The organism is Flavobacterium agri, assembly GCF_013401995.1.
In the GTDB taxonomy this organism is placed as follows: Bacteria; Bacteroidota; Bacteroidia; order Flavobacteriales; family Flavobacteriaceae; genus Flavobacterium; species Flavobacterium agri.
Map to the genome: position 1 here is coordinate 91,774 of NZ_JACBJI010000009.1, position 16,034 is coordinate 107,807.

15 protein-coding genes are annotated in these 16,034 nt (G+C 46.9%); 14 read left to right on the top strand and 1 reads right to left on the bottom strand.

Annotated features, from left to right (window positions below):
* Nucleotide 1: 1 nt before the first annotated feature.
* Nucleotides 2-745, top strand: a complete 744-nt coding sequence (locus tag HZF10_RS16890; RefSeq protein WP_176007416.1) for a head GIN domain-containing protein — start codon at nucleotides 2-4, stop codon at nucleotides 743-745.
* Complete coding sequence (locus HZF10_RS16895; protein WP_176007417.1) at nucleotides 745-1,323, top strand: hypothetical protein; 579 nt, start codon at nucleotides 745-747, stop codon at nucleotides 1,321-1,323. The genes HZF10_RS16890 and HZF10_RS16895 overlap by 1 nt, the downstream gene beginning before the upstream one ends.
* 87 nt (nucleotides 1,324-1,410) lie before the next feature.
* Here the strand turns inward: HZF10_RS16895 and gldA are convergent, their stop codons facing one another.
* Nucleotides 1,411-2,307, bottom strand: coding sequence for a gliding motility-associated ABC transporter ATP-binding subunit GldA (gldA, locus tag HZF10_RS16900; RefSeq protein ID WP_176007418.1), 897 nt, complete (start codon nucleotides 2,305-2,307; stop codon nucleotides 1,411-1,413).
* A 356-nt stretch (nucleotides 2,308-2,663) separates the two neighbouring features.
* Here gldA and HZF10_RS16905 point away from each other — a divergent pair, with 356 nt between their 5' ends.
* From HZF10_RS16905 to HZF10_RS16960, 12 genes are all read left to right on the top strand, one after another.
* A complete protein-coding gene (locus tag HZF10_RS16905) occupies nucleotides 2,664-3,494 on the top strand; it encodes a prephenate dehydratase (RefSeq protein WP_176007419.1) in 831 nt (276 codons plus the stop codon).
* 51 nt (nucleotides 3,495-3,545) lie between these two features.
* Nucleotides 3,546-4,718, top strand: coding sequence for a pyridoxal phosphate-dependent aminotransferase (locus tag HZF10_RS16910; RefSeq protein WP_176007420.1), 1,173 nt, complete (start codon nucleotides 3,546-3,548; stop codon nucleotides 4,716-4,718).
* A 158-nt stretch (nucleotides 4,719-4,876) separates the two neighbouring features.
* Nucleotides 4,877-5,959, top strand: coding sequence for a bifunctional 3-deoxy-7-phosphoheptulonate synthase/chorismate mutase type II (locus HZF10_RS16915; RefSeq protein WP_176007421.1), 1,083 nt, complete (start codon nucleotides 4,877-4,879; stop codon nucleotides 5,957-5,959).
* Between the two features lie 165 nt (nucleotides 5,960-6,124).
* Entirely contained in the window at nucleotides 6,125-7,099 is a 975-nt protein-coding gene (gene rsgA / locus HZF10_RS16920) for a ribosome small subunit-dependent GTPase A (RefSeq protein WP_176007422.1), read from the top strand.
* Nucleotides 7,096-7,548: a D-aminoacyl-tRNA deacylase gene (gene dtd, locus HZF10_RS16925; RefSeq protein ID WP_176007423.1), complete on the top strand. Its 453-nt coding sequence runs from the start codon at nucleotides 7,096-7,098 to the stop codon at nucleotides 7,546-7,548. Before rsgA ends, dtd begins: the two co-directional genes overlap by 4 nt.
* A 104-nt stretch (nucleotides 7,549-7,652) precedes the next feature.
* On the top strand, nucleotides 7,653-9,533 hold the full coding sequence (locus HZF10_RS16930) for a DUF3858 domain-containing protein (RefSeq protein WP_176007424.1): 1,881 nt from the start codon (nucleotides 7,653-7,655) through the stop codon (nucleotides 9,531-9,533).
* Nucleotides 9,534-9,536: 3 nt separating this feature from the next.
* Nucleotides 9,537-11,483, top strand: coding sequence for a DUF3858 domain-containing protein (locus HZF10_RS16935; RefSeq protein ID WP_176007425.1), 1,947 nt, complete (start codon nucleotides 9,537-9,539; stop codon nucleotides 11,481-11,483).
* Nucleotides 11,484-11,810 carry a nucleotide pyrophosphohydrolase gene (locus HZF10_RS16940; protein WP_176007426.1) on the top strand — a complete coding sequence of 109 codons (327 nt, stop codon included), beginning with the start codon at nucleotides 11,484-11,486 and terminating at the stop codon, nucleotides 11,808-11,810.
* Between the two features lie 75 nt (nucleotides 11,811-11,885).
* On the top strand, nucleotides 11,886-13,112 hold the full coding sequence (gene aroA, locus HZF10_RS16945) for a 3-phosphoshikimate 1-carboxyvinyltransferase (protein ID WP_176007427.1): 1,227 nt from the start codon (nucleotides 11,886-11,888) through the stop codon (nucleotides 13,110-13,112).
* Between the two features lie 59 nt (nucleotides 13,113-13,171).
* Nucleotides 13,172-13,828 (top strand): hypothetical protein, encoded by a 657-nt coding sequence (locus HZF10_RS16950; RefSeq protein WP_176007428.1) that lies wholly within the window; start codon nucleotides 13,172-13,174, stop codon nucleotides 13,826-13,828.
* A gap of 132 nt (nucleotides 13,829-13,960) precedes the next feature.
* Entirely contained in the window at nucleotides 13,961-15,010 is a 1,050-nt protein-coding gene (gene queA / locus HZF10_RS16955; protein WP_176007429.1) for a tRNA preQ1(34) S-adenosylmethionine ribosyltransferase-isomerase QueA, read from the top strand.
* A 208-nt stretch (nucleotides 15,011-15,218) separates the two neighbouring features.
* Nucleotides 15,219-16,016 carry an SDR family oxidoreductase gene (locus tag HZF10_RS16960; protein ID WP_176007430.1) on the top strand — a complete coding sequence of 266 codons (798 nt, stop codon included), beginning with the start codon at nucleotides 15,219-15,221 and terminating at the stop codon, nucleotides 16,014-16,016.
* Nucleotides 16,017-16,034 lie beyond the last annotated feature (18 nt).

Sequence of the window (16,034 nt, forward strand, 5' to 3'; positions counted from 1 at the left end):
TATGAAAAAATTCATCGCATTATTTGTCCTTTTGTCGCTCGCATCGTGCGGCGCGTCTGACAGTTGCTTTAAAAGTACTGGCGCGGTCACGAGCAAAGCCGTAGACGTTTCCCAAACCCCATTCACGAAAATTTCGGTTTTCACGGGAATCGCTTTGGTCGTCAAGGAAGGCCCCGATTACGAAATCACGATCCGATCGGGAGAAAACATCATAGACGATGTAGAAGTCAAGATCGACAACGGCATGCTCACGTTAAAAGACGATTCGGGCTGCAACCTGATGCGCTCCTACGGCCAAACTAAAGTATTCGTCACCGCTCCGAACATAGAAGAGATTTATTCCAATACAGAAAAAGACATCACTTCGGACGGCGTGCTGCACTATCCGATCCTGCGCTTGTTTTCTATGGATTTCTTCGGAGGCGTCGGCACGGGCGATTTCCACGTTGAGGTCGACAACGGACAGCTCGTGATCGAAAGCAACCACGTTGCCGGATTTTACGTAACGGGTCATACGAACCAAATGTTGCTTAACTTTTACGACGGAATCGGAAGATTCGAAGGCGAAAATCTGCTTGCCGACGAAATCAAGGTGTTCCATCGCGGCAGCAACGATATGATCGTGCATCCGGTACAGACGTTGTCGGGCAATATGTACAGCACGGGCAACATCATCTGTAAATCCCAACCTGCGACTGTAGATGTGATAGAACATTGGTCGGGACGCGTAATTTTCGACAACTGATGAAAAAACTGTTTTTGTTGTTCGCTTTCGTCGCTTTTTCGGCCCATGCCCAAATTCCAGAGGCGTTCAAAAAGCAATTGGAGCAAAACGGACTTCAATTCGAGATGCCCGCCGGATATAAAGCCGTTCCCGTAATCGATAACGGTGACCTTCAATACTCGTTCGCGATCGTCAACGAAGCCAAAACGATGGAAGTGCGCTATTCTATTTTTTCGATGAAACCGTTGTTAGACGAATACAAAAAATCGCTCAACGATCCGAACGTTACCATGATCGACCCGAACAAACTCTACATTGGCATCAACATGTCCAACGGATTGAACATGACGGGCGGAAATGAAACTGAAATTGCGTCCTTCGATCCAAAAGCAGTCAAAAAAGAATTCAACGCCGATTGGGGCGGCTCGAGTTTTTTCGAGTTCAATTGTGCGTTCGGAAAAGGTTGGAAGTATGGATCGGCGGTGTATTTACACAAAATCGACACGGCCGATGTGATCGTGACTTTTATGAGCAATGATAAAGAAAAACATTCCGATTTGATGGAAACCGCTTTTCATTCGCTGCGTTTCGTCCACTAACTTTAAAGTAGCCACGAATTACACGGATGTCACTGATTCGGATAGTATTTATTAGTGGCATTCGTGTAATTCGTGGCTAAAACTAAATTATTTCTTAGTCATCTCACGGAAAACCGTTTCCAGGTTTTTGTTTTTCTGGTTGAGCTGAAGTGTCTTCAAACCATTCTGTTGTGCAAAGTCAAAAATCGACGGACGCATGTCTTTGTCTGTTGCGAATGTCAATTCCCAATTCGTGTCCGAAACCTTTTTGGAGTAGTGAAGGCTCGGAATCGTGTCGATCACTTCTTGTGAAACCGCTTTGTCGAATTCCACTTCGATGATCTGCTCGTCTACTTCCTTGATTTTCTCGAGTCGGTTATCGGCCTTGATTTTACCGTGGTCGATGATGATCACGCGGTCGCAGATCGCCTCTACTTCCTGCATGATGTGCGTAGAAAGGAAAACCGTCTTGTCTTTGCCCGCGTTTTTGATCACGCTCCGGATTTCGACAAGCTGGTTCGGATCGAGTCCGGTCGTAGGTTCGTCCAGAATCAAGACGTCCGGATTGTGCAAAAGCGCATTGGCAAGCCCGACGCGTTGGCGATAACCCTTGGAAAGTTGTCCGATTTTTTTATGGCTTTCGGGTGTAAGCCCGGTGAGTTCGATGACTTCCTCGACGCGGTTTTTCCCGACTCCGTACACATCGGCGTTGAAACCCAAATATTCGCGCACGTACAAATCGAGGTAAAGCGGATTGTGCTCGGGCAAATATCCCACCGATTTCTGTACCGATTTCTCATCGGAAGAAACATCGAAACCGTTTACGGCAGCCGAACCCGAATCGGCATTGATATACGTCGTCAGGATTTTCATGAGTGTCGATTTCCCGGCTCCGTTCGGGCCCAAAAAGCCTACGATTTCGCCTTTCTTGACCGAAAAGGACACGTTGTCGAGCGCTTTTTGCGTCCCGTAACTTTTGGAAATGTTGCTGACTTCGATACTCATGTGCGTGAATTTAGCTGCGTCTCGATTGGCCGATTGGCCTCGCGTGGAGCAAAAGTAACAAAATAACGCGGCTTGCGTTTGCAGATTGTGCATCCATTTGCACTTAAATTGCGAAGACCTTAAAAATTTCTAAAAGTTGTATCTTTTGTAGGCGAGCATGCATTTTATTTTCTAATTTAGCCGCCAAGACAATGCACATAATGAGAAGCAACTGGTTTTATTTTAGCAATTTTTTCTATTTCCGCAAGGAAATCGGGATTGCTGTATAGTTGCTCTAGTTGATTATTAATTCAGAAAACGATACGATCCCGACCACAAGTCGGGATTTTTTTTTGCCAAAATTTTTAGAATCGGAAATGGAAACAGATTTAACGATAGCGATCCAGGGAATAAAAGGTTCGTTCCACCATCAGGTTGCCGGCGAATACTTCGGCGAAAGCGCACTCGACGAATGCATGTCGTTCGAGGCTTTGGTGCGTTCGCTCAAGGAAAACCGCGCCCACAAAGGCGTGATGGCGCTAGAGAACTCGATTGCGGGTTCGATCATCCCGAATTACGCGCTCATCGACAAGAACGATTTGCACATCATAGGCGAGCATTACCTGAACATCCACATGAATTTGATGGCGCTTCCGGGACAGAAAATAGAAGATATCAAGGAAGTGCATTCGCATCCGATCGCGTTGTTGCAATGCGCGGTTTTTTTCGCTCAATATCCGCACATCAAACTCGTCGAAAGTGGCGATACTGCCGAGACAGCCCAAAGAATCAAAGAACAGAAACTTATGGGAATCGGTGCGGTTGCCGGTCCGAGAGCCGCGCCCATGTACGGATTGGAAGTTTTGGCTTCGGGCATCCACACGGTAAAAAGCAACATGACGCGATTTGTGATCGTCAAGACGCAGAACAAGGTCATTCCGAAAGAGGAGATCAACAAAGCATCGATAAAATTCGAACTCGACGATACGCCGGGCGCATTGGCTTCGGTGTTGAACATGATGACGACATCCAAATTGAACTTAACGAAAATCCAATCGATGCCGATCATAGAAACACCGTTCCAATACTCGTTTTTCGTCGATGTTGTGTTCGAAAAATACAAGCATTACGAGAAAGCCAAGAAGATTTTGGAGCTTATGACGACACATTTCAAAGTTTTAGGAGAATACAAGGCCGGAATACGATGAGCTGGTCGGAGAAACGAGAATGAAAAATAAAAATAAAGAATAAAAAATCTGATGATACGATTAGCCAACAGATTGAATACAGTAGAAGAGTACTACTTTTCACAGAAATTGCGCGAGGTTCGCGAACTGGTTTCGAAAGGAAATCCCGTAATCAACATGGGAATCGGAAGCCCCGATTTGCTGCCTTCGGATGAAGTGGTTTCGGCCATCCAAAACGCGATGCACGACAACGGCGCGCATCAATATCAAAGTTATCAAGGTTTGCCCGAATTCCGGAAGGCGATTGCCGATTTCTATCAAAACCAGTTTCGCGTCGAAGCCGATTCCGATTCCGAAATCCTGCCGCTCATGGGCTCGAAAGAAGGCATCATGCACATTTCGCTCGCGTTTTTGAACGAAGGCGATGAGGTGTTGATCCCGAATCCGGGTTATCCGACGTATACTTCGGTGACGAATCTCGTCGGAGCGATCCCGAAGTTTTACGATTTGACCGAAGCAAACGATTGGCAACCCGATTTCGAAGTTTTGGAAAAACAAGACTTGTCGAAAGTGAAAATCATGTGGGTCAATTATCCGCACATGCCGACGGGTGCGAACGGATCGTTGGAATTGTTCGAAAAGCTGGTCGCGTTCGCCAAAAAGTACTCGATTTTATTGGTGAACGACAATCCTTACAGCTTCGTCCTGAACGATAATCCGCTGTCTATTTTTGAAGCCGAAGGTGCAAAAGACGTAGCTTTGGAATTGAACTCGCTTTCGAAGACGTTCAATTTATCGGGATGGCGCGTCGGGTTCGCGATCGGTAACAAAACCTTGATCGACGCGGTGCTGAAAGTGAAAAGCAATATGGATTCGGGCATGTTTTACGGCATACAGAAAGGTGCGGTCGAAGCGTTGAAATCCGATAAATCGTGGTTCGCGAAGCAGAATGAAATTTACGATAGGAGACGCGAACTGATTTTCGAACTCGCCGATTCGCTCGATTGCTCGTACGACCGGAATTCCGTGGGTATGTTCGTTTGGGCGAAATTACCCGATTCCGTTCGGGACGCAGAAGCTTTCGTGGATGAATTGTTGTATCAAAAACACGTGTTCATTACGCCTGGCAAGATTTTCGGAAGCAACGGCGAGCGATATGTCCGATTTTCGCTTTGTCTTTCGGAAGAAAGAATCCGTGAAGTATTAAACCGATTCAGGAACACTTCTGCATTCGTTGTTCGTTGATCGATTGTTCAACATTCAAAACTACATATCGAATGAAATAAAAAGAATAACGAATAACGAATAACGAATAACGAATAACGAATAACGAATAACGAATAACGAATAACGAATAACGAATAACGAAGTTTAAGATAGACTCTAAAAAATCAAAATATAAAATGGAAAACGATAAATCCCTACGCAACTGGCTCGATGCCCTAAACCTGAACCATCCGCTCGTCATCGCGGGTCCGTGTTCGGCCGAAACGGAAGAACAAGTGCTGCAAATCGCACGCGAACTCAAAAACTCCGACGTCTCGTTTTACCGCGCCGGAATCTGGAAACCGCGTACGCGTCCCGGAGGATTCGAAGGCGTGGGCGCGATCGGACTCAAATGGCTACAGAAAGCCAAAGCCGAAACCGGATTGCCGATGGCTGTCGAGGTCGCGAACGCAACCCATGTGAAACTCGCGCTTGAACACGATATCGATGTTTTGTGGATCGGCGCGCGAACAACCGTAAACCCGTTCGCCGTACAGGAAATCGCCGACGCTTTGGAAGGCACGGACAAAATCGTACTTGTCAAAAACCCGGTGAACCCGGATCTGGCGCTTTGGATCGGCGGAATCGAACGATTGTACAACGCCGGAATCCGCAACCTCGGCGCGATCCACAGAGGGTTTTCGACGTACGAGAAAACGAAATACAGAAATATTCCCGAGTGGCAGTTGCCGATCGAATTGCAATCGCGTTTCCCCGATTTGCCGCTTATAAACGATCCGTCTCACATTACGGGACGTCGCGATATGGTCAAAGACGTCGCCCAGCAAGCACTCGACCTGAACTTCGACGGCTTGATCATCGAAACCCACATCGATCCCGATAACGCCTGGAGCGACGCGGCCCAACAAGTCACGCCATCGGTTTTGAAACAGATGTTCATCGATTTGAAAATGCGCGAAATGACGATCGAGGAAGACGATTTCAATTCGAAAATGGCAAAACTGCGCATGAAAATCGACGAAGCCGACACCAAATTGCTCGAGGTTTTAGGCAATCGCATGAAGGTCGCCGACGAGATCGGTGCGCTCAAAAAAGAGAAAAACGTCGCGATTTTGCAGAACAAACGCTGGAACGAAATACTCGACAAAATGATTGCCGAAGGTTCGACCAAAGGCCTGACCGAAGATTTCGTGCTCAAGATTTTCAAGGCGATCCACCAGGAAAGCATTACGCATCAGGAGAAGGTGATTAATGGTTGATTTTTAGATAATAGATGACAGATGTGTAGATAATAGACGAATAGATAATAGACAGTCTGGATGTAACGACAAATCTGTTTTGCGAACGAGAAGGTCTATTATCTATTTGTCTATCATCTTTAGTCTTGCTATTATCTTTCGTCTTAACTAGCTATCTTTGCGGACATGACAGGAACCGTCTACAAATCCACCGGAAGCTGGTACACGATCAAGACCGAATCGGGTGAATTTCTCGATTGCCGCATCAAAGGGAAATTGCGCATTTCGGGCATCCGAAGCACGAATCCTGTGGCTGTAGGCGATGTCGTCGATTACGAACTCGACAAAACGACCGATGAAGTACGGGGCGTGATCACCAATATCCACGATCGCGATAACTATATCGTGCGCAAATCGGTGAACCTGTCCAAGCAAATCCACATCATCGCGGCCAATGTCGATCAGGTCTTTTTGATCGTGACGATAAACAATCCGCCGACGACCACGAGTTTCATCGACCGGTTTTTGGTCACGGCCGAAGCCTACGACATCAAAGCGGTTCTCGTGTTCAACAAAATCGACACGTTCGACGAGGCGATGCTCGACGAGCAACTTTACATGCAACACGTCTATTCGCAAATCGGGTACGAATGTCTGCGCGTTTCGGCCAAAGAAGGCAAAGGAATCGACAAGCTCAAGGACATGATGATCGGAAAAACGAGTATGTTTTCAGGACATTCGGGCGTCGGCAAATCGACTTTGGTCAATGCGATCGAACCGACTTTGGATTTGAAAACAAAGGAAATTTCCATGCAACACCAGCAAGGCCAGCACACGACGACGTTTGCCGAAATGTTCGACCTGTCGTTCGACGCGCGCATCATCGACACGCCTGGAATCCGCGGGTTCGGTATCATCGACATGCAAAAAGAAGAAATCGGCGATTATTTTCCCGAATTCTTCGCACTCAAGCAAGACTGCAAATTCAACAATTGCCTGCATAAAGAAGAGCCGCATTGCGCCGTGAAGGACGCGCTAGAAAGAGACGAGATCGCGTGGTCGCGCTACCGCAGTTACATCCAGATTCTTGAAGGCGAGGACGAACACTATCGCACCAACGACTTCGAGGACGAACGCGCGATAAACGAGCAGGAACAATGAGAGTTGTCGTCCAGCGCGTTTCTGAAGCTTCGGTTACAATAGAACGAAAAATCGTCGCCGACATCAAGACCGGACTTTTGGTGTTGGTCGGTATAGAAGATGCCGATTCTAGTGAAGACATCGACTGGCTTTCATCCAAAATCACAAACTTGCGCATCTTCGCAGATCCGGACGGCGTTATGAATTTATCCGTCAAGGACGTGGCGGGTGATATTATCGTCGTGAGCCAGTTCACGCTTCACGCGTTGACCAAAAAAGGCAACCGTCCGTCATACATCAAAGCATCCAAACCCGATGTCGCCATCCCGATTTACGAAAAGTTCGTTTGTGCGATTGAGGCTGAGACGGGGCGAAAAATCCAAACCGGGGAATTCGGCGCCGACATGAAAGTCAGGCTGCTCAACGACGGCCCGGTGACGATTGTCATAGATTCGAAAAACAGAGAATAAAACGATTGCGAGAGTCGATTTTTCGATTATTTTTGGAACCTCAAACTGTTAAGATTTTCTAAAAAAAATCTTCGGGTTGATTTGGAAACCGGAATGTCCTGTCTATGAAAATCAAAAAAAAATTCCTTTTCTTTTTGTTTGCCGGCGCGCTCTGTTTCGGGCAGAAAACGGAATTTCCGGTGAGCGCCATCTCTGCCGATTTGCTCGAGAACTCGACGGCGGTGCTTCGCAAGGAAAAAATCGAGATCGAAATCGAGTCGCGAAAATCGGTGGTGGTCAAGACCTATCGCGTCGTTACGGTTTTGAACGAACAAGGACTTTCGAAAATCAACGCTTCAGAATACGACAACGTGCGTTCTGTGGCTGCGACGATCCTGGACGCGAACGGAGTCGAAATCAAAAAAATCAAGCGGAAAGATTTCAAAGAAGTGGCAGTTTCTGAAGGTTCGGTCATCACGGACAACAAAAACGTCTTCCTGGACTACACGCCAACCCAATATCCGTTCACGATAATTTACGAAAGCGAAGTGCAAAGCGAGAATACGGCCTTTATTCCGCCCTGGATTCCGTTGAATGAAAAAAATATGGGTGTTGAGGAAACGGCTATCGTCATCAAATCAAGCCCCGATCTGGGTTTCAAATCCAAATCGTACAATTTTGAAGGATGGGACGTAAAGCAAGAATATTTGCAAGATGGGGTCGCTTTTTCACTGTCGAACGTGACCGCCATAAAGGACGAAGCCTTTTCGGCGGCGCCTTTCAAGTACTTGCCGCATGCGATGTTCGGTGTTGATAAATTCAATCTTGAAGGTGTAGAAGGCGACGCGACGAGTTGGGAAAACTTCAGCACATGGGCGTTCCGTAACCTTTTGTCGGGAACGACCGAACTCAGCGACGAGACTAGAACCAAAGTAAAAGCATTGGTCGCCGATGAAAAAGATCCGATAAAGCGCGCCAGAAAAATCTACAAATACATGCAGGACAAAACGCGTTACGTCAGCATCCAGCTTGGCATTGGCGGATGGCGTCCTATGAAAGCCAAGGACGTTGACCGATTGGGTTACGGCGACTGCAAAGGATTGACCAATTACATGCGTAGCCTGCTCGAAGCCGCCGACGTGCCTTCGCATTACGCCATCGTCTACGGTGATGAAGACAAAATGGACATGCAGCAGGATTTCGTTTCCATGCAAGGCAACCATATCATTTTGGCGATTCCGAACGGCAACGATTACATTTGGCTTGAATGTACAAACCAAAAAATGCCGTTTGGTTTTTTGGGCGATTTTACAGACGATCGTCTGGCTTTACTCGTAAAACCGTCGGGAGGAGCTTTGGTGCGCACGGACATTTACTCAGACAACGCCCAGAATTCGAAAGGTTCGTATGTTCTTCAGGCGGACGGAAGCATCAAAGGCGACATAGAAATCCGTTCGGGTGGCGTACAGTATTCGGGCAGGCATCATTTGATCAGCGATTCTTTCGACGAAAAGAATAAATTCTATAAAGCGTATTTCGATATCCACAACCTCAAAATGGATCGTATGGATGTAGCCGAAGACCAGGATAGAGCCGAAGTTTCAGAAAATCTCAAGCTCAATGCCGAACGTTATGCCGAAGTGCGCGACAACCGTTTGTTTTTTCAGATCAACGCTTTCAATAAATTTTCGGACGTGCCCCAACGTTACAAAATCAGGAAAAACCCATTCGAGATTTCCCGTCCTTTTGCCGACCTCGACGAAATCACGGTTTCGATTCCCGACGGGTATAATGTCGAAGCTAAACCGGCCAACGTGACCATTAAAGAGAAATACGGTTCTTACCGTCTCGAAATCGAGAGCATAAGCCCGAACCAGATTCGATACAGACGCATGTTTACGATGCAAGTCGGGTATTATCCGAACAATGAATATGAGGGATTCCGAAAATTCCTCGAACAAGTTGCCAAGGCCGATAGCTCAAAAATGGTACTCATCAAAACCTAGGGAATGAGATTTTCAGATTCGTTTACAAAGAGATTTTATGCAATCGTGTTTTTCTTAGGCGCTTCAATTGCGATTGCACAAAAAAGGCCAGAACTCGGACACGTCACCGTTGCGGAGCTCGAACAAAAAAAGCATCCGAAAGATTCTTCGGCGGCAGCGGCTTACCTGTACAAACATACAAAGGTCACGTTTTCTTTTGATGCGGGTGGAATCAAGGTGATTACAGACACCGAAGCGAAAATAAAGGTCTACGGCAAAGACGGGTACGATTATGCGACCTACGAAGATTTTTACTACGTGCGCGGCGGCAGTATTTCGGTAAAAGAAGCCGCGACGTACAACCTTGTGAATGGTAAGGTCGAAAAGACAAAGCTCAAAGGCGAAAGCGAATTCGAAAGCAAAGTCACCAAGCAAATCCGCTCCAAAAAGTTTGTGTTGCCCAACGTGAGAGAAGGATCTATTCTGGAATATAGGATCGTCAAAACGACGTATTCGATCGGGCGATTGCGCGATTTTTATTTTCAGAACGACATTCCGGTAGATTACGTGCAATACGAACTCAGGCTTCCTTCAGATTTCAAATACAGTAAACTGATAAGAGGCTCGCTGAATCCTGAAATCAGGGAAGAAACAATCACCGAAGCCTACGGAAGCCAAGTCCAGAAAACGACGTATACTTTGAAAGATGTTGCGGCGATGAAAGAGGAAGAATACGTGACCAACATTGACAATTTCCGATCACATATAGAGTGTGAGCTTTCGGGCTATACCGATTCCTATAACATCCTGCACCGCTTTTCGACAGATTGGGCAAGCGTTGGCGGGCATGTTTTCGAAGACGAAGATTTCGGCCCCGAACTCAAGCGTACGAATTATTTCGAAGAAGACATCAAACCGTTGGTTGACGGCAAAACAGACATCGAAAAAATGAATATTCTCTTCAATTACGTCCAATCGCGCATGGTCTGGAACAAGTATATGGGGTATTCCTGCGACGACGGCGTACGCGCCGCTTATAAGAATAAAATCGGAAACATTGCGGAAATAAATTTGATGCTTACCTCGATGTTAAGGCATTCAGGCCTCAAGGCTGACCCGATTTTGTTGAGCACACGCGAAAACGGCATCTACAGTTTTCCGAGCCTTACCGCTTTCGATTATGTGATTTGCGGCGTCAAAATAGGGGAGGAACTTCACTTGCTCGATGCTTCAGACAAACATGCGCAACCCAATATCCTTCCCGTGAGGGCCATCAACGACAAAGGCCGCTTGTTCAACGAAAAAGAAGGTTCGTATACTGTTTCGCTTGAACCCGAAAAATTCTCGCGCAAGATGGTTACGGTATTGGCGACGCTTACGCCCGATGGCCAGATAGACGGGCAGGCACGCGACAATTATTTCGAGCATCACGCGTTGAGATACCGTGACTCCTACGCAGATTTGGGTAAGGAACTTTGTGCCGACAAAACCGAAAAGCGTTTTTCGGGTCTCGAAATTTCTGATTACGACGTGCTCAACAGGGACAATCTTGCCAAGCCGGTAACAGAATCGTATACGTTTCACCATTCGGGACTTGCAGATTTGATTGGCGACAAGATTTATTTCTCTCCGATGTTGTTCTTATCTTTGGCGAAAAGTCCGTTTACGCAAGACAAACGCGAATATCCCGTGGATTTTGTGTTTCCGTATCAGGACAAATACGTCATCAGCATCAAGATCCCCGATGGTTACGAGGTGGAGTCGGTGCCGAAAGAAGCAAAATTGGGTATGCAGGACAATCTCGGCACTTTCTTTTACAGCATCGCGCCCCAGCAGAAAACCTTGCAGCTCACAGTTCAATACAACATCAACAAAGCCGTCATTTCTGAAGAATACTACGAAATTCTCAAAGAATTCTTCAGCCAGATGATAGCCAAGCAAAACGAGAAAGTAATACTTAAAAAAGTTTAGATGGACATTAGGAACGCCCAAGCAGAAGTAGACAACTGGATCAAAAACCACGGCGTGCGTTACTTCAACGAACTCACGAATATGGCGCAACTTACAGAAGAAGTAGGCGAAGTGGCGCGTATCATCGCACGTCGCTATGGTGAACAATCCGAAAAGGAAAGCGACAAGAACAAAGACCTCGGTGAAGAATTGGCCGACGTGGTTTTCGTCGTGCTTTGCCTGGCCAACCAAACCGGTGTAGATCTTCAGGCGTCTTTCGACAAGAAAATGGACCTCAAGACCAAACGCGACCACGACCGTCACCACAACAACGAAAAGTTGAAATAAATCACAAACAAAACCATACAGCAAGCCGTCTTTGAGATGGCTTTTTTATTTTTGTACCTCCAAAAAAATACCGAGATGAGAATCCTGTTAGGGAAATCCAAAGCGAACCCAAAGTCCGAACTGCAAATCACGGGCAGTAAGTCTGAAACCAACCGTTTGTTGCTGCTTCAGGCGTTGTATCCCGAAATTTCACTGGCGAATACTTCCGAGTCGGATGATTCCGAAGCCATGCGGTCGGCGCTTTCCTCGAATTCCGATGTGGTCGACATTCATCACGCGGGTACGGCGATGCGTTTCCTCACGGCTTATTTTGCGATACAGCAAGGCCACACGGTAATTCTAACGGGTTCTTCACGTATGCAGGAACGTCCGATCAAGATTCTTGTCGATGCGTTGCGCGATTTGGGAGCCGACATAGAATACGTCAGAAACGAAGGTTTTCCGCCTTTGAAGATCATCGGGAAAAAACTATCGCAAAACAAAGTCACGTTGAAAGCTGATGTAAGCAGCCAGTACATTTCGGCTTTATTGCTGATCGCGTCCAAACTTGAGAACGGATTGGAATTGACACTCGACGGTAAGATTACGTCGGTTCCGTATATCAATATGACGCTTGCTTTGCTCAAGGAAATCGGGATCGAGGTTTCATTCGACGGGGATTTGATTGTGGTGGCTCCGAGCGCAGTCGAGGAGCCCAAAACCCTAACCGTCGAATCCGACTGGTCGTCTGCCTCTTACTTTTATTCGATCGTCGCGCTTTCCGAAATCGGAACACAAATCACACTTTCGTCATACAAAGAAAACAGTCTGCAAGGCGACAGTGCGCTTTCTGAAATCTATAAATCATTTGGCGTCGAAACCAAATTCGATAAAAACTCGGTCGTGCTTTCCAAAACCAGTAGTGTCGTTGACGAAATACTTTCTTTCGATTTAAATCACACGCCCGACATCGCCCAAACCATTGCCGTTACCGCGTTCGCGCTCGGAATCGGTTGCGAACTCACAGGACTGCATACGCTCAAGATCAAGGAAACCGACCGCCTCGAAGCCTTGAAAATCGAATTGATGAAATTGGGTGCCGATATTTCGGTGACCGATGACAGCCTTTCGCTAAAACCGTCGTCTGCCATAAAACCCAATGTCGCCATCGATACGTACAACGATCACCGCATGGCTATGGCGTTTGCTCCGATTGCGCTCAAAACTTCCATTGTAATAAATGAGGCCGAAGTCGTTTCAAAATCGTTTCCGACTTTTTGGGACGATTTGCGTTCGATAGGATTTTTGGTATCCCAAGAATAGCAAATTGGTTTGGCCGCTTGAACTTTTTAGATATTTTTACGCCCATCAAACCCAAACCAATGAAAAAAATATTGTTTTTCGCACTGATGTCGTTCACCATCGGATCTAGTGCACAAGACACCATCGTAAGGCGCGACAACGAGGTCATACTCGGCAAGGTCATGGAAATTCGTTCATTCGACATCGTGTACAAGAAATTCGACAGGCAAGACGGTCCGAGCATCACTTTGCGAAAGGACTACATCAGCCAGATCAATTATCAGGACGGGAAGTCTGAAGATTATTCCCAATTCGGCGTCGTGGACGAACCGCAGAAAAAACGCACGCTTGCCGAAACGAAAGACTACATCGTCAAGACCATAAACGAGTACGGATATGAAAGAGATTCGAACACGCGCAAGCTCAAGGCGACTTTCGAAGGCGAATTGTTACGTTTGGTGGTCATGAACAAGAAATACACCGAAGCCGTGAACGACGGATGGCTATACGATTTCTCGACCGCGGCCAAATTCCACCGTGTTTCCAAGCGTCCGAACAACGTGGGCTTGCTCAATATTTGGGTAGGCGAGGTCGTCAACGAGAAAAAGATGAAAACCGACGAGGTGAAGCTCATCATCGAAATCCACGATCATGCGGCAGCCGAACAATTGCGCTTGGCGTTCATGCATCTGCGCGATCTTCAAAAAGCGGCCAAGCCACAGGTAGAGCAGTTTTGAGGCGGGAATTTTTGCCTGATTCCAAATAACTTGCAAAAACACTTGACAACGCCTATTTCGGCAGCGTATATTTGCAACCGCAAGTTTAAGCGCATGACTTCTAACCTTAAACCTTAAACTTCAAATTTCTCAATGAAATTATCACATTTCAATTTCAATCTTCCCAAAGATCTTTTAGCGGAATTTCCGGCAGAAAACAGGGACGAATCACGCCTTATGGTCGTGAACCGCAAAACAAAAACCATCGAGCATAAAATGTTCAAAGACCTTATCGATTACTTCGATGACGGAGACGTGCTCATTTTGAACAATACCAAAGTTTTCCCTGCGCGTTTGTACGGAAACAAGGAAAAAACAGGAGCGAGAATCGAAGTGTTCTTGCTTCGCGAATTGAATTCGGAGCAGCGTTTGTGGGACGTTTTGGTCGATCCTGCGCGTAAGATCCGTATCGGGAACAAACTGTATTTCGGAGACGACGATTCGCTCGTGGCCGAAGTGATCGACAACACGACTTCGCGCGGAAGAACATTGCGTTTCCTTTACGACGGATCGTATGACGAGTTCCGCAACAAATTGACCGAGCTTGGCGAGACGCCGATCCCGAAATACATCAACCGCGAAGTAGTTCCCGAAGATGCCGAGCGCTACCAAACGATCTACGCCAAAGAAGAAGGCGCGGTTGCGGCTCCGACTGCAGGTTTGCACTTCTCGAAGCACTTGCTCAAGCGTCTTGAGATCAAAGGGGTGAACTTTGCCGAAATCACGCTTCACGTAGGATTGGGAACGTTCAATCCGGTCGAGGTAGAAGATTTGTCGAAGCACAAAATGGATTCGGAAGAACTTCGCATCACCCAGGAAGCTTGCGACGTGGTGAACAAAGCGATTTCCAACCGCAGGAAAGTATGCGCCGTAGGAACGACGACGATGCGTGCGATCGAAAGTTCGGTTTCGTCGAACAAGACGTTGAACCCGTACGACGGCTGGACGAACAAATTCATCTTCCCGCCTTACGATTTCTCGATCGCCGATTGTATGATCACGAATTTCCACACACCAAAATCGACGCTTTTGATGATGATCTCGGCCTTCACAGGTCATGATTTGATGAAGAAAGCGTACGAAGAGGCGATCAAAGAGAACTATAAGTTTTACTCTTACGGAGACGCGATGCTGATCCTTTAAGAGATAAAAGAGAATAGACTTTTAGATAATAGACAATCCCGTTCTTGATGAGCGGGATTTTTTTTGGATTAGACTTCTCCTTCGTCGAAGTCCCCAATTTACATAAAACATCACCATACTCCGATTTGGCTAATCAACGACCCGATTCGGTTACTTTTTGGTGCAACCGCACATCGAACTTTGTACTTCAATTTAAACACAAATAAACATGAAGACAATTTTCATCACCGGAGCTTCTACCGGATTAGGAAAAGAAACCGCCAAACTATTTGCTTCCAAAGGTTGGAGAGTGATCGCGACGATGCGTCAACCTCAAAAGGAAACCGAACTCAACCAGATCGCGAACATCGAATTGCTTGCGCTCGACGTGACCGATGCGAAACAGATCGGAGAAACCGTACAGAAAGCGATCGCTTCGGCCGACATCGACGTCGTGTTCAACAACGCAGGTTACGGTCTCATGGGGCCGCTCGAAGGTATAACCGACGAGAATATCGTACGCCAGCTCGATACGAATTTGCTTGGCGTGATCCGCGTGACCAAGGCTTTCGTACCTTACTTCAGACAGCGCAAACAAGGGCTTTTCATCACGACGACTTCTATCGGAGGTTTGATTACGTTTCCGTTCAGCTCGGTTTACCACGCGACCAAATGGGCGCTTGAAGGTTGGAGCGAAAGTATGTCGTTCGAACTTAAACAGTATGGAATCGGCATCAAGACCGTGTCTCCTGGCGGCATCAAAACCGACTTTTTGAACCGTTCGGCAGAAATGGGTTCGCATCCGGCGTATCAGCAGCTCATGGACAGGATGTTCGGCAAAATCAACGAGAACGATTTCAGCGAAGTGGCCGATATCGCTTCTGTAGTCTACGAAGCCGCCACAGACGGCAAAGACCGATTGCGCTATACGGCTGGTGAAGACGCCAAGGCTTTTTATGCCCAACGTCTTGCGGTCGGGGACGAAGCGTTCATGAAACAGATGGAACAGATCATGCTGGGCGAATAAAACCGTATTTTTACGATT

What these genes read in the sequence shown, in the direction of transcription:
- HZF10_RS16890 (WP_176007416.1), top strand. Translation starts at nt 2, where the DNA reads ATGAAAAAATTCATCGCATTATTTGTCCTTTTGTCGCTCGCATCGTGC.
- HZF10_RS16950 (WP_176007428.1), top strand. Translation starts at nt 13,172, where the DNA reads ATGAAAAAAATATTGTTTTTCGCACTGATGTCGTTCACCATCGGATCT.
- rsgA (WP_176007422.1), top strand. Translation starts at nt 6,125, where the DNA reads ATGACAGGAACCGTCTACAAATCCACCGGAAGCTGGTACACGATCAAG.
- dtd (WP_176007423.1), top strand. Translation starts at nt 7,096, where the DNA reads ATGAGAGTTGTCGTCCAGCGCGTTTCTGAAGCTTCGGTTACAATAGAA.
- HZF10_RS16960 (WP_176007430.1), top strand. Translation starts at nt 15,219, where the DNA reads ATGAAGACAATTTTCATCACCGGAGCTTCTACCGGATTAGGAAAAGAA.
- HZF10_RS16895 (WP_176007417.1), top strand. Translation starts at nt 745, where the DNA reads ATGAAAAAACTGTTTTTGTTGTTCGCTTTCGTCGCTTTTTCGGCCCAT.
- HZF10_RS16915 (WP_176007421.1), top strand. Translation starts at nt 4,877, where the DNA reads ATGGAAAACGATAAATCCCTACGCAACTGGCTCGATGCCCTAAACCTG.
- aroA (WP_176007427.1), top strand. Translation starts at nt 11,886, where the DNA reads ATGAGAATCCTGTTAGGGAAATCCAAAGCGAACCCAAAGTCCGAACTG.
- queA (WP_176007429.1), top strand. Translation starts at nt 13,961, where the DNA reads ATGAAATTATCACATTTCAATTTCAATCTTCCCAAAGATCTTTTAGCG.
- gldA (WP_176007418.1), bottom strand. Translation starts at nt 2,307, where the DNA reads ATGAGTATCGAAGTCAGCAACATTTCCAAAAGTTACGGGACGCAAAAA.
- HZF10_RS16905 (WP_176007419.1), top strand. Translation starts at nt 2,664, where the DNA reads ATGGAAACAGATTTAACGATAGCGATCCAGGGAATAAAAGGTTCGTTC.
- HZF10_RS16910 (WP_176007420.1), top strand. Translation starts at nt 3,546, where the DNA reads ATGATACGATTAGCCAACAGATTGAATACAGTAGAAGAGTACTACTTT.
- HZF10_RS16940 (WP_176007426.1), top strand. Translation starts at nt 11,484, where the DNA reads ATGGACATTAGGAACGCCCAAGCAGAAGTAGACAACTGGATCAAAAAC.
- HZF10_RS16930 (WP_176007424.1), top strand. Translation starts at nt 7,653, where the DNA reads ATGAAAATCAAAAAAAAATTCCTTTTCTTTTTGTTTGCCGGCGCGCTC.
- HZF10_RS16935 (WP_176007425.1), top strand. Translation starts at nt 9,537, where the DNA reads ATGAGATTTTCAGATTCGTTTACAAAGAGATTTTATGCAATCGTGTTT.